The sequence below is a fragment of the Ruegeria sp. CDSB113 genome, assembly GCF_059611045.1.
The window spans coordinates 377,778-400,377 of sequence record NZ_JBXWOU010000002.1 but is presented as its reverse complement, the minus strand read 5'-3'; the positions used below and the strand labels follow the sequence as shown (position 1 = coordinate 400,377).

Below are 22,600 nucleotides of genomic sequence, written 5' to 3'. Positions count from 1 at the left end.
TGAAGCTTGGCGATCAAGATCGAGACCTTGCGGTGTTTTTGCACGGTTGCCCAAACAGGCAACCTGATCGAGGCAGCCGACAGATTGGGCCGAACTCAGTCGGCGGTCTCGATGACCCTCAAGCAGTTTGAGGATCATCTGGGCAAAAAGCTCTTTGAAGGAGAGCGCAAAAACCAGCTGTCCCCGTTGGGGTTACAGGTTTTCGAAGTGGCATTGAAACAAGTCCGCCAATTCGATCAGGCCGTCTTGGATATCATGGCCGCAGCAAAAGCAGAGCACGGGTTGCTGCGCATCGCGTCCGTTCCATCGGTTGCGGCGCTGATTTTTCCTAAAGTTCTGGCCTATGTCACAGAGCGCTTTCCCGGCGTAAAAGTCGAATTGCGCGACACAGATACTCAGCAGGTTTTGGATGCACTGGTTGAGGGTAAAGCGGATATTGGCATCGCCTCAGGTCAGCACGCGCTGAACGGAGTTCGGTCGCTTCCGTTGTTCGAAGACAGGTTTGGGCTGGTATGCGCCTCTGATCACCGTTTGATACGACAGCCAAATACGCCAACAATTGACGAAGTCCTGACACTTCCGTTTATACGAAACGCGCTGTGCGATCTGATTCAATCGCCCAAGTTCCGGGCATCCGAAGCGCAGGCGGATGTTACTGTTCACAACACCCATTCCCTTATCACAATGGTCAAGACCGGAGATTGGGTAACGGTGTTGCCGCAATCGGTCGCCAGTTTTATGCCCGAGGCGACGGCGTTTCGCGAAATTGCGGATTTGCCCGATCAGCGCCAGGTCTGCCTCTATGTCAGTGAACATGCGCGGTTCAAGCATCTGACCGAAGAGGCGGTCGCCTACATTCTGGAACTGGGCGCTGCCTGATGACAGAGTACGAGTTCACGGCCAATTTTCGACAAAACCGAAACATTTCTATGATAATATCGAATTTGAGTGCTTCTTGGACGTAACGCTTGATGGGTGACGCGTCGCCATGTTTCAATTTTTCTTGCCGGGTCGGCGCATCGTGCGGCTGACCCAAAAATGGGAAAGCATCGGCTTTCCGACTTTGTTTGCAAGGTGCACCACGGCCCTCGGGCATAGAAAAACAGCGCCGCAGACGCCCAACATGGAGACACAAATGAAAAAACTAGCCACGTTACTGGGAGGCGCATCCGCTGTGATCGCTGGACCCGCCCTTGCTGCTGATATCGTGATCGGCGTGCCGAACTGGCCTTCGGTAAATGCGACGGCACATATTTTGAAAGTTGCGATCGAACAGAACCTCGGCCTTGAGGTTGAGCTTCAGAATGGCACCAACCCGATTGTGTTCGAGGCGATGGACTCTGGTGCCATGCACGTACACCCCGAAGTTTGGATGCCCAACCAGCAAAACCTGCATGATACCTACGTAAAAGATAAGGGCACGGTTACGTTCAACGCAAATGGCGTTGAAGCCTTTCAGGGTATGTGCGTCGACAAGGCAACGGCAGAAGCACATGGCATTACGTCCATTGAAGACCTGACAAACCCCGACAATGCCGCGCTGTTTGACAGCAACGGTGACGGACAGGGTGAGCTATGGATCGGTGCGCCGGGATGGGCGTCGACCAATGTCGAAAAAATTCGGGCGAAATCCTACGGTTATGACCAGGTTTTTGAACTGACAGAAATCGATGAGACAGTGGCTTACGCGAATCTCGACAATGCAATCAAGGCTGGCGAGCCGTGGGTTGGGTTCTGCTACACGCCGCACTACGTGTTTGCCCTACATGACATGCAGATCTTGGAAGAACCGGCGTACGACGCGGCCAAGTGGAACGTACTGCAGCCCACAGATGACCCGGACTGGCTGGAAAAATCCGAGGCCGGCGTTGCCTGGGATCTTGCCTACCTGCATTTGCACTTCGCAAAGTCGCTTGAGGAAGAATATCCGGAAGTGGCGACCATGCTGTCCAACATGAAACTGGATACGGACACGGTTTCGGCGATGACCTTTGCATTGGTGATCGAAGGCCAAGAGCCTTTGGCTTATGCCGAGGAATGGGTCGGTGCGAACGAAGATGCCGTTCTGGGCTGGATGTCAAATTGATTGACGCCCACCGGAATTGAAACTCTGGCAGGCCGTCGGGACAGCCCCGGCGGCCTGTTTTGCACCAAAGGGACAAAAATGACCGAAACTGTCGTTAAACTGACGGATGTCTGGAAAATCTTTGGCGCAAAAGCCGAAGAAGCCATGGAAGCCGTCCGGAATGAAGGCATCGGAAAGCCTGAAGTTCTGGAAAGATTCAATTGTGTCGTTGGCGTGCAGGGCGCGTCCTTCGAAGTGCCAAGGGGCGAGATTTTCTGCATCATGGGCCTGTCAGGCTCTGGCAAATCTACGCTGGTACGACACGTTAATCGCCTGATCGAACCAACCGCCGGAAAGATCGAAATTCTGGGGCAGGATGTCTCCAAGATTTCCGAGGCCGAGCTGCGTCGCATTCGGGCCATGCAAATCGGGATGGTGTTTCAGCACATGGCACTGATGCCACACCGATCTGTTCGCGATAACGTCGCCTACCCGCTGGAAATCCGCAAAGTGTCGAAATCGAAACGCTGGGCGGTTTCGGATCACGCCTTAGGGTTGGTAGACCTGACAGGCTACGAAGACCGCCTGCCCAAAGAATTATCGGGCGGCATGCAGCAACGTGTTGGGATTGCCCGCGCGCTGGCCTCGGACCCCGAGATCCTGCTGATGGATGAGCCGTTTTCAGCCCTTGATCCGCTGATCCGCCTGCAATTGCAGGACCAGTTCAAGGCACTGGTGGCGCAATTGAAAAAGACGACGCTGTTCATCACGCACGATCTGGACGAGGCCATTCGCATAGGCCATCGCATCGCCATCATGAAAGACGGTGTCATTGTGCAGATCGGTACGCCGGAAGATATCGTCATGAACCCGGCAGACGATTACGTGCGAGAGTTCGTGCAGGGCATTTCCAAGCTGAAACTGGTCAAGGCGCATTCGATCATGGAGCCGATCGAAAGTTACTCTGGCCCGACCGATGGCGCGCCACGCGCGGATGAAGGGGCGGATTTGGACCAGTTGATCGACCTTGCCGTCAATACGGACCTTCCGGTCATCATTACCGATGCTGGCGCTGATGTAGGCGTGGTCACTAAACCGCGTTTGCTGCGCGGAATTCAGGGGGGCAAAAATGACTGATGCAACCACGGAAGTAAAAGTCACGGCCGCCTCGGATATCGAAGTCGACCGCGAGGCGCTGGACCGCTCGATCCACGAATTTACCGGGCCAAACGGCGACTACTACGTCAACGCGTTTCACAAAATCCATGACGCGACCAGCGGTATTCCCAATACCTTCAACATCTGGGCGGCTGTTTTGGGACCATTCTGGTCTGCGTCCCGCGCGATCTGGGGGATGTTCTGGACTTTCCTGATCCTGGAAATCATCGCCTGGGTTCAGATCGGCCGCGGTGCCTGGGGCAACCCCGGCGCTGATCTGGCCGAACGGGCTGAACGTCAGCAGACCCGCGCGAACGAGCTATTGGAACGTGCGACTGCAGCCACCGAAAAGGCGGACATTGACCGGTTCAACAAGCTGGCGGCGAATATCCAGAAGGCCGCAGATGCCAGTTTTGAGAAAGCGGCGTCCGCCCAGTCTGAGGCGTTTGGCATCATGGTTACAGGCCTGTTGATGTTGTTGGTTTTCAAGCTTGCGCAAGGTTTTTATGCGGACCGCGTGTACGAAAAGCAGTACTCGAATTGGCGGACAGATCCTGCCAGCACCGAAAGCGGCCGCTCGACCCGCAACACTGTTCTGGGTGCTGTTTTGGTGGCCGCAATTGGTCCGCTGATCGTGTACAAATTCACCGTCAACGCCTCACTTCCATTGTTGGATGCATTCCCCGAGCAGGAAGTCTCCGCGATGATATTGGGGGAAGGCAACGGAACGTTGTTCTCAAACTTGGCAAGCTGGATGGAGGCGCAGATAGATGCGGCCGCCGCAGCCGGCGGGGATGTATTCGACGGCATCGTGGCGGGTGTGCGATCTGTTCTGGATGCGTTGACGGTGGCATTGATCGGTTCCCCGTGGCCGGTCGTGATGTTGGTGATCTGTGTGACCGCGTGGCGCGCGGCAGGGCCAAGGGTGGCAATCTTCACCGCGTCTTCGTTGGCCTATATCGCGCTTCTGGGGTATTGGGATGTGGCGATGGAAACCGTGGCCTTGGTGGGCGCGGCGGTGCTGTTGTGCGTGGTTTTTGGCATACCGCTAGGCATCTGGTTCGGCAAATCCAAGCGCGCCTACCGGGCGGCCGAGCCGGTGTTGGATCTGATGCAAACATTGCCGGCGTTTGTATACCTGATCCCAATCATCGCCTTCTTTGGCACCGGTAACCCGCCGGGCATTCTGGCGACGATCATCTTTGGCATGCCGCCGGTCATTCGTCTGACCGCGCTGGGGATGCGCGGGGTTCCGGACAGTATTAAAGAGGCCGCCGTGGCCTTTGGTGCCTCGAAATGGCAATTGCTCAAGGATGTTGAAATCCCGCTTGCCCTGCCATCAATCATGACCGGCGTGAACCAGACCATCCTGATGTGCCTGTCGATGGTCGTGATTATCTCGCTAATCGGTGGCGGTGGTCTGGGTAAGGAAATCCTCGAGGCGCTGCAATACGCTGCCAAGGGTCCGGGTCTACTGGGTGGGTTCGCCATCCTGTTCCTGGCCATGGTCATGGACCGTATCGTTCAAGGTGCCTTCCGCCGAGAAGACGAAAAACTCTGAACGCAAACGTCCCCGGTTCACATCGGGGGCGTATTTCTTTGACCGGAGACGCAGATGGCCGACCGTTACGAACAGTCTATGATGGACAATCTATATTGGTGGGGGATACCGACCCTATTTCGGTGCCCCAATCAGGGTCCCGAAGGGCAGGACATCGCTTTGGTAGGGGTGCCGCATTCGGCAGGCAACGGCACCACCGAGCGGGATCAGCATCTGGGCCCTCGTGCTTTGCGGCATGTCTCGGCCGTACAGCGGCGGGTACATTCGGTGTTTGAGATTGATCCGTGGAATAGCGCGAAGATTGCTGATGTGGGCGACGTTCCATTTCCGCGGGCAAACGATAACGAAGACTGCATCGAACGGATTACGGCCTTTTACAAAGACATCGATGCAGCCGGTGCGCGCCCGGTGTCGATTGGCGGCGATCACTCCATCACTGGCGGGATCGTGCAAGCGCTGGGTCGCGGTAAACTGGCGGGTGGAGAGCCTGTCAGCTTTCTGCATCTGGACGCGCATACGGACGTCTTCACCAAGGTCGATCATTTCCTGGGGGCCAAGAAATCAGCGGCCCATTGGGGCGCGTATCTGGCGGATCAGGGGCAGGTCGACCCCACGCGATCCATGCAAATCGGACTTAGGGGCCATCCGCGAAGCTTGGACTGGCTGCAGCCGTCCTACGACTATGGCTACAACATCGTCACCATGCGTGAATTTCGCCAGCGCGGGCTGGAAGACGTCGTGGCTCAGACCAAAGAAGTGCTGGGGGATCGTCCGGTCTATATCACGTTCGATCTGGATTGCCTTGACCCAACGGTCGCGCCTGCCGTGTCCAACTTGGAGCCGGGCGAAAAGGGGTTCGATGTTGACGAGGCTGTCGGCATTCTGCGCGCCGCGCGCGGGTTGAACATCGTGGGCGGGGATGTCGTTTGCATGATGCCAACCAAGGACAGCCCGAACAACATCACCGCGCTAACGGCAGCTGCGGTGATGTTCGAAATGATTTCGATGATCGCCGAAAACGCCAGCTAGCGCCGTGCGTCCACAGCCTGCGCCAAAACGCAGAGCAGTTCGAACATCAGCGAAATGCCCAGCCACGCGGTGCCTCCGTTCGGATCGAATGGGGGCGATACTTCGACCAGATCAGCGCCAATCAGGTTCACACCAGACATCCGGCGGATGACCTGCTGCGCCTGAAAACTGTTCGGTCCGCCGATCTCGGGCGTTCCGGTGCCTGGGGCGTAGGCTGGGTCAACAAAATCAATGTCATAGGTGCAATAAGTTGGAGCTTGCCCAACGATACCGCGCACCTCGGCCATCACGTCGTCGATGCCCCGATCAAACAGTTCTTCGATACGGATGATGCGAATACCCTGTGCCTCGCCCCACTCGATGTCTTCGGTGTTGTAGGCGGTGCCCCGGATGCCAACCTGAACAAAGCGTTTGGGGTCGACCAGTCCTTCTTCTACCGCGCGGCGAAACGGAGTGCCGTGGGTGAACTTATGGCCGCCAAAATAGCTGTCGAACAGGTCCGTGTGACTGTCGAACTGGATCAGGCCAACGGGGCCTGCGGTTGCAAGCGCGCGCAAAACGGGCAGGGTGGTCAGGTGGTCCCCGCCAGCTGTAAGCGGAACAATGCCTTTTGCCTGTAGGGTCGAGTAGAAATCCGTAACGCGGTTCAGAGTATCTTCGATATCAACCGGATTGGGCGCAACGTCGCCAAGATCGACGCAATTGACCATTGAGAACGGCGCGACGCCTGTGACCGGGTTCATCGCGCGGATCATCGTGGAATAGTCCCGCAATTGTCGCGGACCATGCCGCGCGCCGGGGCGATTGGTGGTTCCGCCATCCCACGGGATGCCGACCAGACCCAATTCAACTTCGGATATGCGTTCGTGTTCTAGGCCCAAACTGGGCAGACGCATGAACGAAGGGATGCCGGCAAATCGGGCTAGCTCCATCGCCGATATCGGCTGAAAAAATGAATCGGTCATGACCGGTATCCTTTGGTAATTTCCCGGCTGACCCTAGCGGGTCAATGCAGTACTGGGAATGCTCAGTAGACTTCAGTCCAGAATGCGGAATCGTTTGCGAATTTCAGCATCCTGTTCGGCGCTCAGGTATTGCGGGTGGTGACTGGCCAAAACTTCTTTGGCGTGATGCCGGGCAGACGACCATGCGTCCTTGGCGCCGTCGTTTTGCCACGTGCGGGGCTCCTGCCGGTCGGCGAGTTCGGGGTAAAAGTAATCTCGCTCCATGGCGGCATAGGTCTGTTCGCTGCCCAGAAAATGCCCGTCACCCAAGACCGAATGGCAGATGGCGTCAAAACCCAGGTTTTCCTCGGTCACCTCAATCCCGCGCAGCGCGCGGTAAGTGTGTGAGTGCATTTCGTTGTCCAGTACAAATCCCTCGAAACTAGCGCCTAACAAGGATGCGGTCATTCCCGAGCTTTCATAGATCAGGTTCCCTCCAGCCAGTGCTGCGGCAAGCGATGTCATGCCTTTTTCAACGCCGTACTGCGCGTCGACAGCCTTTGCGTCGGTCATGGAGGCGGCTACGCCCGAGGGCAAACCTAACCAGTTCGTGAGCTGCGCCGAGGCCGCGTTCAAAACAGCCGTCTCTCCGCTGCCGCCGGCAAAAGACCCGGTCCTGAGGTCTACGATGAAAGGCCAATTGGAAAATACCATCGGAAATCCGGGTTTGATCGCGTGGACCATGACAAGACTGGCCAATGTCTCGGCCAGCGATTGTGCCAAAAACCCGGCCAAAGTTGCCGGGGCCGTGGCGCCGGCCTGCGCCGCCGTGATGCAGGACATGGGAATGTTGTGGGCGACGCATTCATAGACGACATCAACCGCATCCTCCCCATACCGCAGTGGCGAAATCACCGGGCTGATATGAGCCTTCAGAAAGGGGCGTTTGGCGAATTCACCCGGCCCTCCGGCGACGATGTCCAGCATCTCGACAATGGGGCCGACATGTTCGGCCAGGGTAAATGATGTTGCCACTGGTTTGGTCGTATTGCGCACCAGCGCATAGGCGGTGTTGACGTCCAGATCGAATACATCAGGAACGTCCGTTGCCACGCAACATCGGGTGAACCAGCTGACATTGGCCAGCGTGTCCTGCAATCGGGTGAAGTCGTGCAAATCCGCCAAGGTAGAGGGGCGATAAAGGCCGCTATCGATGTCCAGCGTTTGAACGGCGGCGCCACCCGTGCCGAAAAACACGCGGTCGCCGCCAACCTTGATCGAGCGGTTTTCGTCCCGGCCATGGAACACGAAACTTTTGGGGGCTGTATCGATTGCGCGCTGAACCATTTCACGCGGGAACAGCAACCGGTCTTGCTGACCCACCTGCGCACCTGCGGCTTTGAGGTCCGCCGCTAATCTGCCTGGCACGTTTCCCATGCCCAAACGCTCCAACAGCTGCAGTGCCGTATCGTATATCTGTTCGATCTCGCGTTGGCTCAGAGGTTTATAAGCGCCGCCCTTCTGGCCGGGTGGGCAGGGGTCTACGACCGGTTTGGCTGCTCGCTGGGCATGCCGCGCTTTTCGGCCGCTGCGTTTAGAACCCTCTGATGACATCCGGTCCAATTCCTTTTTATCACTTTCCTGCACCGTAAGGGGCGGAACATCCCGGCATCAAAGGCGAATTGCCGTTTTCAGAATCCGAAATCGCAGTTTCGATTTTCCTGCACCCGCATTTGCGCAGTTGTCGCCTAAGCCTTTTCTTCCGCAAAACTTGGACGAAATCTTACGGAGCAAAGCCAATGAAGTCGCGTACCAAAGTCGTTGTGATAGGTGGCGGCATCGCCGGATGTTCGACCCTCTATCATTTGACGCAAGAGGGGTGGACCGACGTGGTGCTGGTCGAACGGAACGAATTGACCTCGGGCACGACGTGGCATTCGGCCGCGCAGGTGACGAACTTTGGCATGAACCAGACGATGGTGGGCCTGAAAACGCACTCAATCCATTTGTACAAGGAACTAGCCGACGATCCGGATTATCCGATCAACTACCACCACGGGGATGGGGGGATACGCCTCGCCAACACCGAAGGCCAGATGCAGGGCTATCGCCACTTTGCATCCATGGCGCGGGGTATGGATGTGCACTTCGAGGTGATTGACGCGGACGAATGCGCCCGCCGCCACCCTCTGATTTCAACCGACAACCTGATCGGCGGACTGTGGGACCCGCTGGACGGCGATATTGACCCCGCTCAGTTGTGTCAGGCTTTGGCGCGCCGGGCGCGCAAGGCAGGGGCAGAGGTTTATCGGAATACACCAGTGACGGGTCTGGTGCAGCACGCCGACGACACCTGGACTGTGCAGACCGAGCATGGTGACATCGATTGCGACATCGTGGTCAACGCCTGCGGATATCGCGTCAACGAAGTCGGCGCCATGATGGGCGTTCATCATCCTGTTTCGTCGATGGAGCACCAGTACTTCCTGACCGAAGAGATACAAGCGATACGCGACGCGGGTCACCGGATGCCGCTGCTGCGTTGTCCGATCAGCGATTATTATTGCCGGCAGGAAAAAAACGGCCTGTTGCTCGGGTTTTACGAACAGGACTGCAAGACCTGGGGTATGGACGGGATCGATCCGAACTTTGTGAACGCCCTTTGCCCCGACGATCTGGATCGCGTGACGGACGTGCTGGAGGGCGCATTCGCGCGGATGCCAGCGCTGATGGAGGTTGGTATTCACACCGTGGTCAATGGGCCGATTACTTATACGATCGACGGGGCTCCGCTGGTGGGACCAATCCCTGGCAAACGTAACGCCTTTTGTATTATCGGTCTGCGCGCGGGGCTGGGCGAAGGGGGTGGGCATGGGTGGTTGCTGGCCCAGCAGATCGTGCATGGTGAGGCTTGTTACGATACGTGGTGCCTCGACCCCCGGCGGTTCACTGGTCATGCAAATGTCGAATTGACCGCGCTCAAGGCCATCGAAGATTATCAAAACGAATTCCGGTTCCACTTTCCGCATGAACATCGCCCTGCAGGGCGTCCCGCCAAGACCACACCTCTGACGCCGGTGCTGGCAGCGGAAGGGGCCGAGTTCACCGTGGTCAACGGGTGGGAGAGGGTGGATTATATCAAACCCTCGCCGGAGTTCACGCCGACGCATAGTTTCGGTTTTGACGAAACATTTGATGTGGTCGCCGCTGAGGTTCGGAATGTGCAATCGGGTGTTGGACTGGCCGAGGTGAACGGGTTCAATCGGATCGAAATCACTGGAAACGACCGGCATGCTTTTCTGGACCGGATGTTCTGCGGGCTTGTGACCCGGCGCGAGGGGCGTGTTGGGCTAGGGTACCTGCTGAACCATCATGGTATGATCAAAGCCGAGGCTACGATCGCCAATCTACCGGCCAGCGACAGGGGGGAGGCGCGCGTTTGGTATGGCTCTGCCGCCGCAAGCGAATTTCATGACATGGATTGGCTGCGTCAGCACATGCACGGCGATGAAGACGTTCAACTGCGCAGCCTAACAAATGACCAGACCATATTAGTCCTCGCTGGCCCGAAGGCGCGAGACGTCTTGTCGGCCTGCGCACGCGGTGAATGGTCGGCCGAGGTTTTCCCATGGCTCAATGTGCACGAGTGCTTCGTTGGCATCGCTCCGGCTACGGTCATGAACCTCAGCTTTTCGGGTGAATTGGCCTATGAAATCCACGTACCCAACGCCTCGCTCTACGCGGCCTATCTGGCGTTACGGCAGGCAGGCGAGGCGCACGGGTTGAAACTGTTCGGAGCGCGGGCTGTTGAATCGATGCGGATGGAGAAGAGCTTTCTTCATTGGAAAGCAGACCTGATCACCGAGTTCGATCTGTTTGAAACCGGATTGGACAGGTTCGTCCGATTGAATAAGGGTGATTTCGTCGGGCGCGACGCGTTGATGAAACGGCAATCGGAGGGTCCCTGCAAAAAGCTTGCCGCACTTCAGGTCTCCTCGACCCTGGGTCCTGCACATCCCGGAGCGTCCTTGATGCAGGGAGATCAGGTGGTCGGCACCGTCACGTCAGGCGAATGGGGGCACCGCACCGGGCTGAACCTGGCGCATGCATTTGTCGATCCCGCTTTTGCGGATATTGGCAGAGAATTGAACCTGGACAGTTGCGGTCAGCGTGTGCACGCAACGGTCATTCCACCATGCCCATATGACCCGGACTTTGACCGGATGAAGGCGTAAGCCTGAACCCAAAGTCAAATTCAGCATTGCCGTGCGGTCAAATCTTTGCTTGGCTAGTTTCGAGCAAATCGAAACAATGATTGGCACCCATGTCCAAATCGCTGAGCCTGAGATGGTTGGAAATCTTCCAATTGATCGCCAAATCCGGATCGATCCAACAGGTCGCGTCCGAAACGGGTCTGTCGATCAGCACGGTCTCGAACCACCTGCGCAGCTTGGAAAACACGCTTGGTATCGAACTGGTCGATCATGGGCGCAGACCCATGGGCCTGACACCCGCGGGCGAGGTCTTTGCGCGGTATGTCCGCGACGGTTTGACTGTTCTAAAGCGGGGCGAGGCCGAAATCCGAACGGGCAATTGGCAACATGCGACCGACTTGCGATTGGCGCTTATTGACGATTTCGATAACCAAATTGCACCGGATATGGTCCGGTTTCTGGCGCAGGCTTTGCCGCGCTGCAATTTTCGCCACTTTACGCGCCCCAGTCACGAAATCCTCACCAAGCTGCAGGAACACAAACTGGATGTGGGTGTTGCTACCCGACCACCGGGACGAACAGAAGGATTGATCGAATACCCGTTGATGCGGGATCCGTTTCTGGTCGTGCTGCCCAACAGTTTTGAAGGGTCGCCGGAAGAGTTGTTTCACCCGGACGCGGATCTACCCCTATTGCGATATTCTCGGGACTACGTGATCGGGAAGCAAATCGAGATCCAGCTGGCGCGTAGCAAGTTCAGCTTGCCGAACAGGTTCGAACTGGAATGCAACCAGTCCATCATCGGATTGGTGGCCCAAGGCAGCGGTTGGGCGATCACGACGGCCGCCTGTTTTCATCGGACCCAGCGGTTCCATAACAGTGTCAAAGCTATGCCGTTTCCCGGTAGAAACTTCGTGCGAACCGTGTCGCTGTTCACGACCGAAGTATATCCCGTGACGACCTCGGAACTGATCCAGAAAGTTATGGTGAAACTGATCCGGCAACATTTTACGCGCCCAATGTGCGCCAAACATCCTTGGCTAAAAAACGACTTCCGCACGATGGAGGGGGAGGCGGCTTAGCCCGTCGCTGGCTTGCCAAGCGACGGTCGATTTACAATTCTCGTCGCCAGTTGTTCGCCAGTCCCGGTGGTTTGGTTCTCGACCATCTCAACCAGTTGCAGGGCCGCTTTGCGCCCCATTTCTCGATGTGGCACATGCACGGTCGTCAGGGCCGGTGAAACAATTCTGGCCAGTTCGATATCGTCAAAACCCGTGATAGATACATCGCCAGGCACGTCCAACCCCATCTCTTGTGCCTGTCGCACGGCACCGGCGGCCAACACATCGTTCCCACACAGGATTGCGGTCGGCGACGGGTCAGTGTTCCTTAGGTCGCGGAAGGCTTTGGCACCGTTTTCGATCTCATAGGATGTTTCGACAAGAGTCAGATTTCTGGCTTCAAGCCCGCTATCAGATATCGCATCCCGGATGCCCTGAACCCTGAGCCGGGCGCGATCATTCCCGTCGACGAGACCCGAGATGACGCCGATCTGCGTATGCCCCAGTTCAATAACATGGCGGGCGAGGTCGAACATGGCCGCGCGATTGTCAAATCCGACGGAAGGCAACTTGGAGTCCGGCAAATAGGACCATGCGACCAAGGCCGGAATTTTCCGCTGGCTCAGAAAGTCGTAGATTTTGGGATCGCGGTCATGCCCAATCAGCAGCAGCCCGTCGGCCCCACGTGCGATCAGGGTCCTGATTTGCTCTTCTTCGATTTCAGGTTTGTAAGCTGAACTTGAGACCAGCAACGTATAACCGCGCTGGTGCAACTCTTCCTGAAAGGATTGAAGGCCACGCGCGAAGATCGCGTTTTCCATGGTCGGTATGATCGCCCCAATGGTGAACGACCGCTTGGCGGCCATGACGCGCGCCGCAAAGTTTGGCGTGTACCCCAGCGCATCAACTGCGGAAAGGACGCGTTTACGGGTCGCTTCGACCACTCGGTCCGGGCTGTTGAGGCAACGCGACACAGTAGCCGTCGAAACGTCGGCCATTTTTGCCACATCATCCAGTGTCGGCGCCGACCGAGGTTTCTCCATTTCCAAACTCACAATTTGCTTTTGCCAATAACTCTAAACTCAACTGCCGCCAGAGGGAAGTGGATATGTAAGCGCTTGCATTTTGAATGTAAGCGCTTACAAATGGCGTTGGGCCGAATCTGAAAAGGGAGTCCAAGAGATGTTTCTTGCTGCGTCCGCACTCGTGTTTGCCATCTATTTTGCGAACGTGGCGCTGGGGGCTTTTGCAAACAGCGCCTTTCTTGGTGACGTCGGAGAGATGTTGGTTCTGTTCGCGGCGTCGATCCTTTTCGTTGTCGCAATTCTAAAAAGGGAAGCTGTCCGCGACGCAAAAAAGGGTGGCTGAATTTTTTGCTTGGGAGGGCACTAAATGAAAAACGACAGAAATGAACTGGCGTCCGTCGAACGCCGTAATTTCCTGAAGCTGAGCGCCAGTGGGTCATTCACTGCAGCGCTGGTCGCAGGTGCAGGCGGCGTCCTTTGGTCGTCCGAGGCTGTTGCGCAGACAGCCAAAGAAGAAAATGAGCGTGAAAAGGCAGCGGACCATGTCATGACGGTCGCGACCGCATATGTACTGGGCGCGTCACGCAGCTATCCGATCATGCAGCTTGATCTGAAAGAAAACATCCAGAACGCGACGAACGGCAAGGTGTACGTCAAGCTTGCGCCTGGCGGTCAGCTGGGTGCCGGTGGTGCTTTGGTGCAGAAGGTGCAGGGCGGAACCATTCAGGCGGCGCAGCATTCGCTGTCCAATTTCGCCCCGTTCGCGTCGACCGTTGACCTTATCAATATGCCGTATCTTTGCGGTTCGAACCAGCGGTTCACCAACCTTGTGCATTCGGACACGTGGCAGAGCGAAGTTCACCCCAAAGTCGAGGCCGCTGGCTTCAAGGCCCTGTTCTATGTGGTAATCGACCCGCGCGTCGTTGCCGTGCGTCAGGGCGGTAATGCAATCATCACGCCGGGTGACATGAGCGGCGTGAAGTTCCGCGTACCCGGCTCGAAAATGCTGCAGCAGTACTACCGCATGGTCGGTGCAAACCCGACGCCTGTTGCTTGGGGTGAGACCCCATCGGCGATCAAGCAGGGTGTTGCGGATGCGCTCGATCCGTCGGTCGGAGCGCTGTATGTGTTTGGCTTCAAGGACATTCTCAGCCACGTGACCTTTACGCAGGCCGTTCCGGACAGTCAGGTTTATTCGTGTAACCTCGAATGGTTCAATTCGATGCCGCCGGACGTTCAGGAAGGCATCATGTGGGGTTCGGAAATGACCAGCCATCAGAACCTTTCCAAAGTTCCCTCCGCCCGTGCCTTTGCCATGGCCGAACTGAACAAGGCCGGAGTGGAGTTCCATTCGCTTAACGCGGATCAACTGGCTGAATGGGAAAGCGTTGGCGGCTATCAAAACGCCGATTGGGATCCGTTCAAGACAGAGTTGGCCGGGTCGATGGACGCTTTCGAGAAGCTGGTCGAGGCGGCCGGGACGCAGGGCAAGTACTACGTCCACGACGCATGAGCTAATCCGGCGGGCGTCTTTTTGGCGCCCGCAATCACTCAACAGCAGTCAGGCCTGAAAGGGCCCGAAACAGAAGGCCGCGCCTGACTGTTCTGTCGCCGAGGGAACACGATGACCTTACTCCGAAATATTGATCGCAACGCCGAGCGCTGGCTGCTGCTGGTGTTCTACGTGATGCTGGTCATCACCATGGCCATCGAGGTTCTGCGGCGCGAAATCTTCGCTTATTCCTCGATTTGGGGAGAAGAAATCGTCCGGTATTCCTTCATCTATCTGGCCTGGATCGGTGCTGCGGCGGCGGTCAAAGAGCGGGCGCATATCCGGATTGATGTCGTCATGCACTACCTCGGGCCGCGCCCCAAGGCGTTGCTTTACATCTTTGGCGATCTTGTGATGTTTGCCGTCGCTGTGATCGCGCTTTACTGGTCATATGAGGCGGTTCACGTCTCGGCCAAGTTCGGGTCAGTGACTGACGGCCTCCGGGTGTCCAAAGTCTGGTTCCTGATGGCGGTGCCGACCGGTTTTGCGCTGATGATCTGGCGCCTGATCCAATCGTTTATGCGTGACATCAAATCCCTTCGCGACGGCACGCCCGTCTTCGAAGGTGACAAGCTGTTTGACTGAGGGGATCTGAGATGCTCTGGAATACGCTCAATCAAACCGTAGAACTGGGCTGGGATTTCTACCTGCCCGTCATTCTGTTCGTTGTGCTGATCGCCATGGCTGTTCCGGTGTGGGCAGCGATTGGTTCTGCTGCCATCGTAATGTTGGTCATGTCGGGCGATCTACCGCTTAGCCTGGTGGGCGAGAGCCTGTTTACCGGGATCGACGCCTTTGCCCTGACCGCCGTGCCGCTGTTTATCCTGACAGGTGACGTGCTGGTCCGTACCGGTTTGTCACGTAAATTTCTGGATGTGGCTGAGGCGCTGACTTGCTTCGCCAAAGGCGGGTTTGGCTCGGCCACCGTTCTGGTTTGCGGCATGTTCGCCGCCATTTCGGGTTCAGATGCCGCTGGCGCGGCCGCTGTCGGTCGCATGACCATCAACCGGTTGGTCGAAAGCGGGTATCCGCGCCCCTACGCCTGCGCGCTGGTCGCGGCCGGGGCCTGTACAGGCATCCTGATCCCTCCGTCGATTGCCTACATAATCATCGGTCTGGTGCTGGGGATTTCTGCGTCGACCCTGTTTCTGGCCGCCCTGATCCCCGGTCTGGCCATTCTGGTGTCGATCTTGGTCACCAACATCATCATGAACCGTCTCTACGCTTATGAGGGTGGCGGCATGATGACCATGGGTGAGTGGCTGGCCAATTTGGGCAAGGCCCTGAAATCCGGCTGGTACGCGTTTATCGTGCCCGGGATTATCTTCTACGGCATCTTCTCGGGTCGCCTGACCCCAACCGAGGCGGGCGCTACTGCCGTGGTTGTCACCATCATCATGGGTTTCATCATGCGCACCCTGACACTGGCCGACTTTCCGTCGATGTTGGTCAGCTCAGCCAAGGTGAACGGGGTGATCCTGCCGATCATTGCCTTTTCGGCCCCCTTGGCCGAGGCGCTGGCGATCATGGGCGTGCCTCAGGGGTTCGTCGCCTCGATCACTTCGCTGACCGACGATCCGTACCTGCTGATCCTGCTGATGATCGGTATCCTGATTGCTGCGGGCTGCGTTATGGAAACGACCCCCAATATCGTGATACTCGCCCCGATCCTTAAACCATTGGCCGATAACATCGGGATGAACGAAATCCAGTTCTGCATTATGATGATCACCGCGCTGGGCGTCGGGTTTATCACGCCGCCCCTTGGCCTGAACCTGTTCGTCGTATCTGGCATTACGGGTGAGTCCATTCTGAAGATTGCGGCTCGTGCTATTCCATTCGTATTAACAATGCTGATCGTAGTTCTTCTGATTGCTTACGTTCCGGCGGTTTCGACCACTTTGCTTCCTGAAATCTACCAATAGGACCTACTGAATATGCCTCGCGACTATCTGAAAAAGGCGACCCTGACGGCTCAATCTCATGCCACGGAAGTGCATGATAAAGTGAAGACAATCCTTGCCGACATTGAGGCTGGCGGGGATGCCAAAGCGCTGGAATACGCAGTCAAGTTCGACAAGTTTGACGGCAACGTGTTGATGACCGCCGATGAGATCGAGGCCGCCTGCGCGCTTGTTCCCGAAAGGCTCAAGGCGGATATTCGGTTTGCTCACGACAACGTTCGCCGGTTTGCTGAAACGCAGAAATCCACAGTGTCTGACGTTGAGATGGAAATTGTCCCGGGCTTTATCGCCGGCCAAAAGGCCATCCCTGTGGATGCGGCTGGCTGCTATGTGCCCGGCGGGCGCTATAGCCATATTGCCAGCGCGATCATGACGGTCACTACGGCCAAGGTTGCCGGGTGCCGCCACATCACGGCCTGCTCGCCTCCTCGTCCAGGCGAAGGCGTTGCGCCTGCGATTGTGTATGCAGCGCATATCTGCGGTGCAGACAGCATTCTGGCCATGGGCGGCGTTCAGGGCGTGGCCGCCATGACCTATGGTTTGTTCGGCCTGCCGAGCGCAAATATTCTTGTGGGCCCAGGCAATCAGTTTGTGGCCGAGGCTAAACGTATTCTCTATGGCAAAGTTGGCATCGACATGATTGCCGGGCCGACGGACAGCCTGATCCTTGCGGACGGTTCCGCAGATGCGCATGTAGTTGCCACCGATTTGGTGAGCCAGGCGGAACACGGGTACAATTCTCCGGTTTGGTTGGTGACGGATGACCGGGACCTAGCGCAAAAAGTCATGGAGTTGGTGCCAGCACTGATCGAGGATCTGCCTGAACTCAACCGGGAAAACGCCTTTGCTGCGTGGCGCGATTATGCCGAAGTTATCGTCTGTTCAGATCGTGAAGAAATGGCGGCCTGTTCGGACGACTATGCGCCCGAACACCTGACCGTTCAGGCCGAGGACCTGGATTGGTGGCTGGGTCGGTTGACCTGCTATGGATCGCTGTTTCTGGGTGAAGAAACAACAGTGTCCTACGGTGACAAGGCGACTGGCACGAACCACGTTCTGCCGACATCCGGCGCGGCCAGCTATACCGGCGGCTTGAGCGTTCACAAGTACATGAAGATCGTCACATGGCAGCGCGCTACACGCGAAGGCTCGAAATCCATTGCCGAGGCGACCGCTCGTATTTCCCGGCTGGAAGGCATGGAAGGGCATGCGCGGGCTGCAGACGTGCGCCTTGCCAAATACTTCCCTGACGAACAGTTCAACCTGACCGCCGATGAATGATCCGCGCGCGTTGTTCGATCTGACCGGGCGTGTCGCTTGCGTGACCGGCGCAAGCTCGGGCCTTGGGCGTCGTGCAGCGCTTGTGTTGGCCTCAGCGGGTGCGTGCGTCGTCGGTGTAGCCCGCCGACCGGAAGCATTGGCAGAATTGCAAGCTGAAGGGGGCGACAACGTGGACACAATTGTTGCCGACGTGGCCGATCGGTCGCGCGTGGCATCGCTCGCCGAGGAAGTCGCAGCCAGTTTTGGCGCGCCGGACATCATTGTACATGCGGCGGGCATCAACACGCGCGAAGTGGCAGATGACGTGACCGCCGAAGGCTGGGACAAGACGCTTGAACTGAACCTGAGCGCCCCGTTCTTCCTAAGCCAGGCATTGGTTCCTGCGATGAAATCTCGGGGGTGGGGGCGGATTGTGAATTTCGCCTCGCTCCAGACCACGCGTGCTTTCCCGGGCGGTATTGCATACGGAGCCAGCAAGGCTGGGGTAGGGCAACTGACGCGGGCCATGGCCGAGGCTTGGTCCGCTGACGGCATCACTGCAAACGCCATCGGGCCGGGGTTTTTCCCGACCGAGCTAACGCAGGCCGTGTTCGGTGATCCCGACCGGGCAACCCGTAACGCGGCGCAAACCTGCATGAACCGGAACGGGCAGATGAAGGATATCGATGGGCCGATCCTGTTCCTGTGCTCACGGGCGTCCGACTACGTCACAGGGCAAGTTTTGATGGTCGACGGAGGGTTTACAGCGAAATGAAAGCGCTTGTTTATCAGGGTGTTGAGCATTTGGTCTATGAGGACGTGCCAGATGCTGCGCCCGACATAGGTGAGCAATTGATCCGGGTCGAGGCCGTCGGGATTTGCGGCTCGGATATGCACGCCTATTTGGGTCACGACGCGCGCCGACCTGCACCGCTTATTCTGGGTCACGAGGCCGCAGGGACGATTGTTGGAGGTCCACGCGACGGTACGCGCGTAACGATCAATCCTTTGGTCAACTGCGGTGTCTGCCCAGCGTGTGAGGCAGGCCGGGAAAACCTGTGTCCCAGCCGGCAGATCATCTCGATGCCACCGCGTGAAGGGGCCTTTGCCCAATATGTCGCTATGCCGGATGCAAATCTGGTTGAGGTTCCAGACCACGTATCATTTCAGCAGGCCGCTTTGGCTGAGCCATTGGCGGTGAGCTGGCACGCGGTTCGTTTGGGGTTAGAGGCGCTGCATCAGGGAATGGCGCGTGATGCGTTGGTGATTGGCGGCGGCGCGATTGGTGTGGCGGCAGCTTTGGCACTGGCAGCGGTCGGCATTGACGATATTGTCATCATCGAACCGAATGATATGCGGCGCGCCTATTTACAGAGTTTGGGCTCTTTCAATGTGGTTGAAGCCACGGATGATACGTTCTCACTGGTTGTTGACGCGGTGGGGTATTCGGCAACCCGTGCTGCCGCATCCCATCACGTTCAGCCGGGCGGCGTTATCGTGCATGTTGGGTTGGGTGAGGATGCTGGCGGTTTGGATATACGTCGTATGACCTTGCAGGAGATCACGTTTATCGGCACCTATACTTATACTGCCGAGGATTTCAGAAAAACCGCGCAGGCGATTTTCGATGGCCGTTTGGGCCCGTTGAACTGGATACAGGAACGGGCCTTGTCTGAAGCTGCCGACGCCTTTCGCGATTTGCGGAAAGGTGCTGTGGCCGCACCTAAGATCATCCTCGCACCCTGGGTCTAGTCCAGGCAGAAACGGAGGTATTCATGTATAAAAAAATTCTCGTCCCAATGGCGCTGGATCATGGGATTTCGCCGCACACTTTGGAAATCGCCAAAGCCTTGTCGGCAGAAGGGGCCGAGATTGTGGCCCTGCATGTCTACGAGATGCCTCAGGGCTCTGTCAGTGCCTATCTCGACAAGGATGTCGTCGCCGAAGGCTTTCGCGCGGCACGCACCTTGTTGCGGGAAAAAGTTTCGGGGCTTGAAGGTGTTCAGGCCGAGATTGTCAAAGGTCACACGGCTCGCACGGTGATCGACTTTGCGACACAAAACAAATTTGACTGCATCGTCATCGGTTCGCACGAACCGGGCGTCAGCGACTATTTTCTGGGATCGACCGCCTCGCGTGTCGTCCGTCATGCGCCTTGCGCCGTGCATGTGCACCGCAGGCTTTAACCCGTCAATCGCGCCTATAGCGCCCATACAGGACTTACATATCGGACATGAACATAGACAAAAAGATCACCGACGATCTGGTGGCCAACGACATCTCATTTGTCACCACGGTTCCGTGCAAGCAATTGGCCGGCGTCATCGACGAAATCGACGCGCGTGAAGACATCTTTCACATTCCGTCGAACAAAGAGGATGAGGGCATGGGCCTTTGCGCCGGTGCCTGGATGGGCGGCAAACGGCCCGCGATAATCATGCAGAACACTGCCATCGGCGTAACCATCAACACGTTGGCAACGTTGATCCAGTACTACCGCATGCCATTGCCCATGCTGATCTCATATCGTGGAGAGCTGCGCGAACCCGTCGCCTGCCAGGTCGAGATGGCGGTGCATACCAAGGCGCTTCTGGCACAGATGAACATCCCGACCTACCACTTCCATCATCAGGCAGATGTCGAGGAGCTGGATGCGATCCTGAAATACACCTTCATGTGCAACAAGCCGGTCGCCATTCTGACCGACGCCAATTTCTGGGGAGGCTATGGCGACCAATGATCCGTTCTGAAATCCTGAAAGAAATCGCGCCGATCCTGCGGGATCAATTGGTTGTCTGCAACATCGGCATCCCCAGTCAAGAGCTGCACGCCATCGACGACCAGCCCACCAATTTCTACATGCTGGGCACTATGGGGTTGGCCTCAAGCATCGGCCTGGGTCTTGCCTTGTCTCAGCCAAAGCCGGTCATCACAATCGACGGTGACGGATCCATCCTGACCAATCTCGGCACCTTGCCGACCATCGCCAACAACGTGGCTGACAATTACATCTTGCTGATTGTCGATAACGGATCTTATGGGTCGACCGGGGATCAGCCGACTTACGCGGGCAAAAAGACATCGCTGGCGGCTGTGGCGCAGGCCTGTGGTTGCGAGAAGGTGGTCGAGTGCGAGGCCGAGGACACTGGTGCCGCATTGCAGGCAGCGCTCGACAGCGGCCAAATGACAATCATCGTCAGCAAGTGCGAAAGCGGCAATGCCAAGATGCCAGTAATCACGATGGACCCAGTTGTGATCCGCGACCGCTTTATGAAGGCCGTCCAAGCGTCCTAAAGAAGTCGACCTGCAGGTATTCAGCTTACGCCGTCCCGTTCGGGGCGGCGTTTCTTTGGTCGATTGCACCCCAATTTGATGCAGTTTCCTGAATGTGATATGACGCTACGTAAGGTGAATTTCAAAATCACTTTTAGAAGTTTCATCGCAAGGGGGGAATTATGAAAATCAAAATGCTTGCGCAAAGCGTGCTTATCAGTGCTGGGCTGTTGATGGTTGGCTTAACACCGGTGCAGTCTCAGACCCGCGAGGAAAGTCAGGGCATGGTTCTGCTGCGCGGTTTGCCGACGTTGGATACAAATCACAGCATCGCGATTGTTGAGTTGGATCCGGAATCTGACCAATTCGGAGAGCTACTGAGTGAAGTTGAGCAGCCCGATATTCAGCATCCATTGCATCACCTCTACTACAGCCCGAACGGGCGTCTCTATTCGACCGGGTTGGACCCGTCCTGTAGTCTGGCTGAAATTGGACTGTCCCGCGATTCCAGCGGAACGCCGGTGATTGAGGGCTTTACCTGCCTGGATACCCAAGGGCAGATCGTTGGCGAGGACATCATGTGGGCCACGTCGAACGGGCAGGAGTATATGTTCGTGACCTTCATGGGTGGCACTGGGGGCGATGATGGCGGTTCGGTCGGTGTTTTCGACACACAGACCAACGAGGTGGTCAAAATTATCGAAGCACGCAAAAGCCAAGTCGGCGAGGGTAAGCCATATATCATGTACCCACACGGGATATCTGCGTTCGACGACCGCATGGTGGTCACCTCGACGATACATCCCGATATGACGACTGGGGTGGGAAATGTGTTGACGATCATAGACCTCAACACGCTTGAACCCATCCAAAACATCGTGGTGGAAAACGAAAAGCCGTTGGATTTTCCGTCTTCACCGGTCGAGGTGCTGTTCGCACGACCTGACATGCATGCTGACATTGAACCGGCCATTCTGGCCAATACGATGTTCGGATTCGAGACCTGGAAAATCCCCTATGACGCCGGTTCCAAAACCTTTGGTGAAGCCGAAGTCATATATAGTGGCGTGGCCAATGAAACCGCCGTTCCGCTGGAGTTCTATGGCACTGAAGATGAGCTGTTCATCTCTCATGGATTACCGGGTGTCGTGAAGCGCTATGAACTGGCTGCACTACCCGAGCTTGTGTCCAGCGGGCCGGATATCGTTGCCGATCCGGGTGCACATCACATGATCTTTTTCACGTCCGTTTCGGGCCGAGACCTGATCGCCGTTCAAAATAACCTGCTCAATCTGGGCAACGCGGCTGATGACGACCCAACGGACGTGGATTTTATTGCCGACCTGAACGCACACACGATCACGATCCATGATCTTGAGACGGGCGAACGTATCGCCGAGGTCAATTTCAAGGAGCGCTACAACAAAGGCGTGGACAACGTTGAAGGGCTGTTTGGTTCGGGTTTTGTGCACCACCATTAATGCTCTGGGGGCG

At 56.9% G+C, this 22,600-nt stretch carries 21 protein-coding genes; 18 read left to right on the top strand and 3 right to left on the bottom strand.

Annotated elements, in window-relative coordinates; all coding sequences use genetic code 11:
- Positions 1-6: 6 nt before the first annotated feature.
- The 5 genes from AC2FIS_RS06390 (at position 7) to AC2FIS_RS06370 (ending at position 5,813) form a co-directional block, all read left to right on the top strand.
- A complete protein-coding gene (locus tag AC2FIS_RS06390) occupies positions 7-879 on the top strand; it encodes a LysR family transcriptional regulator (protein ID WP_058275410.1) in 873 nt (290 codons plus the stop codon).
- 256 nt (positions 880-1,135) lie between these two features.
- Positions 1,136-2,086, top strand: coding sequence for an ABC transporter substrate-binding protein (locus AC2FIS_RS06385; RefSeq protein ID WP_058279528.1), 951 nt, complete (start codon positions 1,136-1,138; stop codon positions 2,084-2,086).
- A 78-nt stretch (positions 2,087-2,164) separates the two neighbouring features.
- Complete coding sequence (locus tag AC2FIS_RS06380) at positions 2,165-3,202, top strand: quaternary amine ABC transporter ATP-binding protein (RefSeq protein ID WP_058275713.1); 1,038 nt, start codon at positions 2,165-2,167, stop codon at positions 3,200-3,202.
- Positions 3,195-4,784, top strand: coding sequence for an ABC transporter permease (locus AC2FIS_RS06375; RefSeq protein WP_496772423.1), 1,590 nt, complete (start codon positions 3,195-3,197; stop codon positions 4,782-4,784). The genes AC2FIS_RS06380 and AC2FIS_RS06375 overlap by 8 nt, the downstream gene beginning before the upstream one ends.
- Before the next feature lie 54 nt (positions 4,785-4,838).
- Positions 4,839-5,813, top strand: coding sequence for an arginase family protein (locus AC2FIS_RS06370; RefSeq protein WP_496772422.1), 975 nt, complete (start codon positions 4,839-4,841; stop codon positions 5,811-5,813).
- On the opposite strand, the gene AC2FIS_RS06365 is transcribed toward AC2FIS_RS06370, so the two are convergent.
- Both AC2FIS_RS06365 and AC2FIS_RS06360 read right to left on the bottom strand, forming a co-directional pair.
- Entirely contained in the window at positions 5,810-6,778 is a 969-nt protein-coding gene (locus AC2FIS_RS06365) for an agmatinase (RefSeq protein WP_496772421.1), read from the bottom strand. The two genes, AC2FIS_RS06370 and AC2FIS_RS06365, sit on opposite strands and share 4 nt — an antisense overlap.
- A gap of 72 nt (positions 6,779-6,850) precedes the next feature.
- Positions 6,851-8,371 carry a trimethylamine methyltransferase family protein gene (locus AC2FIS_RS06360; protein WP_496772531.1) on the bottom strand — a complete coding sequence of 507 codons (1,521 nt, stop codon included), beginning with the start codon at positions 8,369-8,371 and terminating at the stop codon, positions 6,851-6,853.
- A gap of 185 nt (positions 8,372-8,556) precedes the next feature.
- Between AC2FIS_RS06360 and AC2FIS_RS06355 the strand changes: the two genes are divergently transcribed.
- Together AC2FIS_RS06355 and AC2FIS_RS06350 are read left to right on the top strand one after the other, a co-directional pair.
- Positions 8,557-10,992 carry a GcvT family protein gene (locus AC2FIS_RS06355; RefSeq protein WP_496772419.1) on the top strand — a complete coding sequence of 812 codons (2,436 nt, stop codon included), beginning with the start codon at positions 8,557-8,559 and terminating at the stop codon, positions 10,990-10,992.
- Between the two features lie 89 nt (positions 10,993-11,081).
- Positions 11,082-12,053 (top strand): LysR family transcriptional regulator, encoded by a 972-nt coding sequence (locus AC2FIS_RS06350; RefSeq protein WP_496772418.1) that lies wholly within the window; start codon positions 11,082-11,084, stop codon positions 12,051-12,053.
- Here AC2FIS_RS06350 and AC2FIS_RS06345 read toward each other — a convergent pair.
- Complete coding sequence (locus AC2FIS_RS06345) at positions 12,050-13,075, bottom strand: LacI family DNA-binding transcriptional regulator (RefSeq protein WP_496772417.1); 1,026 nt, start codon at positions 13,073-13,075, stop codon at positions 12,050-12,052. The genes AC2FIS_RS06350 and AC2FIS_RS06345 overlap by 4 nt on opposite strands.
- A 139-nt stretch (positions 13,076-13,214) precedes the next feature.
- Here AC2FIS_RS06345 and AC2FIS_RS06340 point away from each other — a divergent pair, with 139 nt between their 5' ends.
- The 11 genes from AC2FIS_RS06340 to AC2FIS_RS06290 all read left to right on the top strand — a co-directional run bounded on the left by AC2FIS_RS06340 (position 13,215) and on the right by AC2FIS_RS06290 (position 22,587).
- Positions 13,215-13,400 carry a hypothetical protein gene (locus tag AC2FIS_RS06340; protein WP_113789729.1) on the top strand — a complete coding sequence of 62 codons (186 nt, stop codon included), beginning with the start codon at positions 13,215-13,217 and terminating at the stop codon, positions 13,398-13,400.
- Positions 13,401-13,424: 24 nt separating this feature from the next.
- Positions 13,425-14,570, top strand: a complete 1,146-nt coding sequence (locus tag AC2FIS_RS06335) for a TRAP transporter substrate-binding protein (protein ID WP_496772415.1) — start codon at positions 13,425-13,427, stop codon at positions 14,568-14,570.
- 111 nt (positions 14,571-14,681) lie between these two features.
- The gene (locus AC2FIS_RS06330; protein WP_058275420.1) at positions 14,682-15,194 is read left to right on the top strand and encodes a TRAP transporter small permease; all 513 of its coding nucleotides are present in this window, start codon (positions 14,682-14,684) and stop codon (positions 15,192-15,194) included.
- A gap of 11 nt (positions 15,195-15,205) precedes the next feature.
- Positions 15,206-16,534, top strand: a complete 1,329-nt coding sequence (locus AC2FIS_RS06325; protein ID WP_496772414.1) for a TRAP transporter large permease — start codon at positions 15,206-15,208, stop codon at positions 16,532-16,534.
- Positions 16,535-16,546: 12 nt separating this feature from the next.
- A complete protein-coding gene (hisD, locus tag AC2FIS_RS06320) occupies positions 16,547-17,854 on the top strand; it encodes a histidinol dehydrogenase (protein ID WP_496772413.1) in 1,308 nt (435 codons plus the stop codon).
- Positions 17,847-18,608: an SDR family NAD(P)-dependent oxidoreductase gene (locus AC2FIS_RS06315; protein ID WP_496772411.1), complete on the top strand. Its 762-nt coding sequence runs from the start codon at positions 17,847-17,849 to the stop codon at positions 18,606-18,608. The genes hisD and AC2FIS_RS06315 overlap by 8 nt, the downstream gene beginning before the upstream one ends.
- Positions 18,605-19,585: a zinc-dependent alcohol dehydrogenase gene (locus AC2FIS_RS06310; RefSeq protein WP_496772410.1), complete on the top strand. Its 981-nt coding sequence runs from the start codon at positions 18,605-18,607 to the stop codon at positions 19,583-19,585. Before AC2FIS_RS06315 ends, AC2FIS_RS06310 begins: the two co-directional genes overlap by 4 nt.
- A gap of 23 nt (positions 19,586-19,608) precedes the next feature.
- Complete coding sequence (locus AC2FIS_RS06305) at positions 19,609-20,019, top strand: universal stress protein (protein WP_108860897.1); 411 nt, start codon at positions 19,609-19,611, stop codon at positions 20,017-20,019.
- A 47-nt stretch (positions 20,020-20,066) separates the two neighbouring features.
- On the top strand, positions 20,067-20,573 hold the full coding sequence (comD, locus tag AC2FIS_RS06300; RefSeq protein WP_058275426.1) for a sulfopyruvate decarboxylase subunit alpha: 507 nt from the start codon (positions 20,067-20,069) through the stop codon (positions 20,571-20,573).
- A complete protein-coding gene (gene comE / locus AC2FIS_RS06295) occupies positions 20,570-21,127 on the top strand; it encodes a sulfopyruvate decarboxylase subunit beta (RefSeq protein ID WP_496772409.1) in 558 nt (185 codons plus the stop codon). The genes comD and comE overlap by 4 nt, the downstream gene beginning before the upstream one ends.
- A gap of 161 nt (positions 21,128-21,288) precedes the next feature.
- Entirely contained in the window at positions 21,289-22,587 is a 1,299-nt protein-coding gene (locus tag AC2FIS_RS06290) for a hypothetical protein (protein WP_496772408.1), read from the top strand.
- The last annotated feature ends 13 nt before the right edge of the window (positions 22,588-22,600 follow it).

Coding starts and splice junctions, on each gene's coding strand:
- AC2FIS_RS06385 (WP_058279528.1), top strand. CDS start 1,136: ATGAAAAAACTAGCCACGTTACTGGGAGGCGCATCCGCTGTGATCGCT.
- AC2FIS_RS06380 (WP_058275713.1), top strand. CDS start 2,165: ATGACCGAAACTGTCGTTAAACTGACGGATGTCTGGAAAATCTTTGGC.
- AC2FIS_RS06375 (WP_496772423.1), top strand. CDS start 3,195: ATGACTGATGCAACCACGGAAGTAAAAGTCACGGCCGCCTCGGATATC.
- AC2FIS_RS06370 (WP_496772422.1), top strand. CDS start 4,839: ATGGCCGACCGTTACGAACAGTCTATGATGGACAATCTATATTGGTGG.
- AC2FIS_RS06365 (WP_496772421.1), bottom strand. CDS start 6,778: ATGACCGATTCATTTTTTCAGCCGATATCGGCGATGGAGCTAGCCCGA.
- AC2FIS_RS06360 (WP_496772531.1), bottom strand. CDS start 8,371: ATGTCATCAGAGGGTTCTAAACGCAGCGGCCGAAAAGCGCGGCATGCC.
- AC2FIS_RS06355 (WP_496772419.1), top strand. CDS start 8,557: ATGAAGTCGCGTACCAAAGTCGTTGTGATAGGTGGCGGCATCGCCGGA.
- AC2FIS_RS06350 (WP_496772418.1), top strand. CDS start 11,082: ATGTCCAAATCGCTGAGCCTGAGATGGTTGGAAATCTTCCAATTGATC.
- AC2FIS_RS06345 (WP_496772417.1), bottom strand. CDS start 13,075: ATGGAGAAACCTCGGTCGGCGCCGACACTGGATGATGTGGCAAAAATG.
- AC2FIS_RS06340 (WP_113789729.1), top strand. CDS start 13,215: ATGTTTCTTGCTGCGTCCGCACTCGTGTTTGCCATCTATTTTGCGAAC.
- AC2FIS_RS06335 (WP_496772415.1), top strand. CDS start 13,425: ATGAAAAACGACAGAAATGAACTGGCGTCCGTCGAACGCCGTAATTTC.
- AC2FIS_RS06330 (WP_058275420.1), top strand. CDS start 14,682: ATGACCTTACTCCGAAATATTGATCGCAACGCCGAGCGCTGGCTGCTG.
- AC2FIS_RS06325 (WP_496772414.1), top strand. CDS start 15,206: ATGCTCTGGAATACGCTCAATCAAACCGTAGAACTGGGCTGGGATTTC.
- hisD (WP_496772413.1), top strand. CDS start 16,547: ATGCCTCGCGACTATCTGAAAAAGGCGACCCTGACGGCTCAATCTCAT.
- AC2FIS_RS06315 (WP_496772411.1), top strand. CDS start 17,847: ATGAATGATCCGCGCGCGTTGTTCGATCTGACCGGGCGTGTCGCTTGC.
- AC2FIS_RS06310 (WP_496772410.1), top strand. CDS start 18,605: ATGAAAGCGCTTGTTTATCAGGGTGTTGAGCATTTGGTCTATGAGGAC.
- AC2FIS_RS06305 (WP_108860897.1), top strand. CDS start 19,609: ATGTATAAAAAAATTCTCGTCCCAATGGCGCTGGATCATGGGATTTCG.
- comD (WP_058275426.1), top strand. CDS start 20,067: ATGAACATAGACAAAAAGATCACCGACGATCTGGTGGCCAACGACATC.
- comE (WP_496772409.1), top strand. CDS start 20,570: ATGATCCGTTCTGAAATCCTGAAAGAAATCGCGCCGATCCTGCGGGAT.
- AC2FIS_RS06290 (WP_496772408.1), top strand. CDS start 21,289: ATGAAAATCAAAATGCTTGCGCAAAGCGTGCTTATCAGTGCTGGGCTG.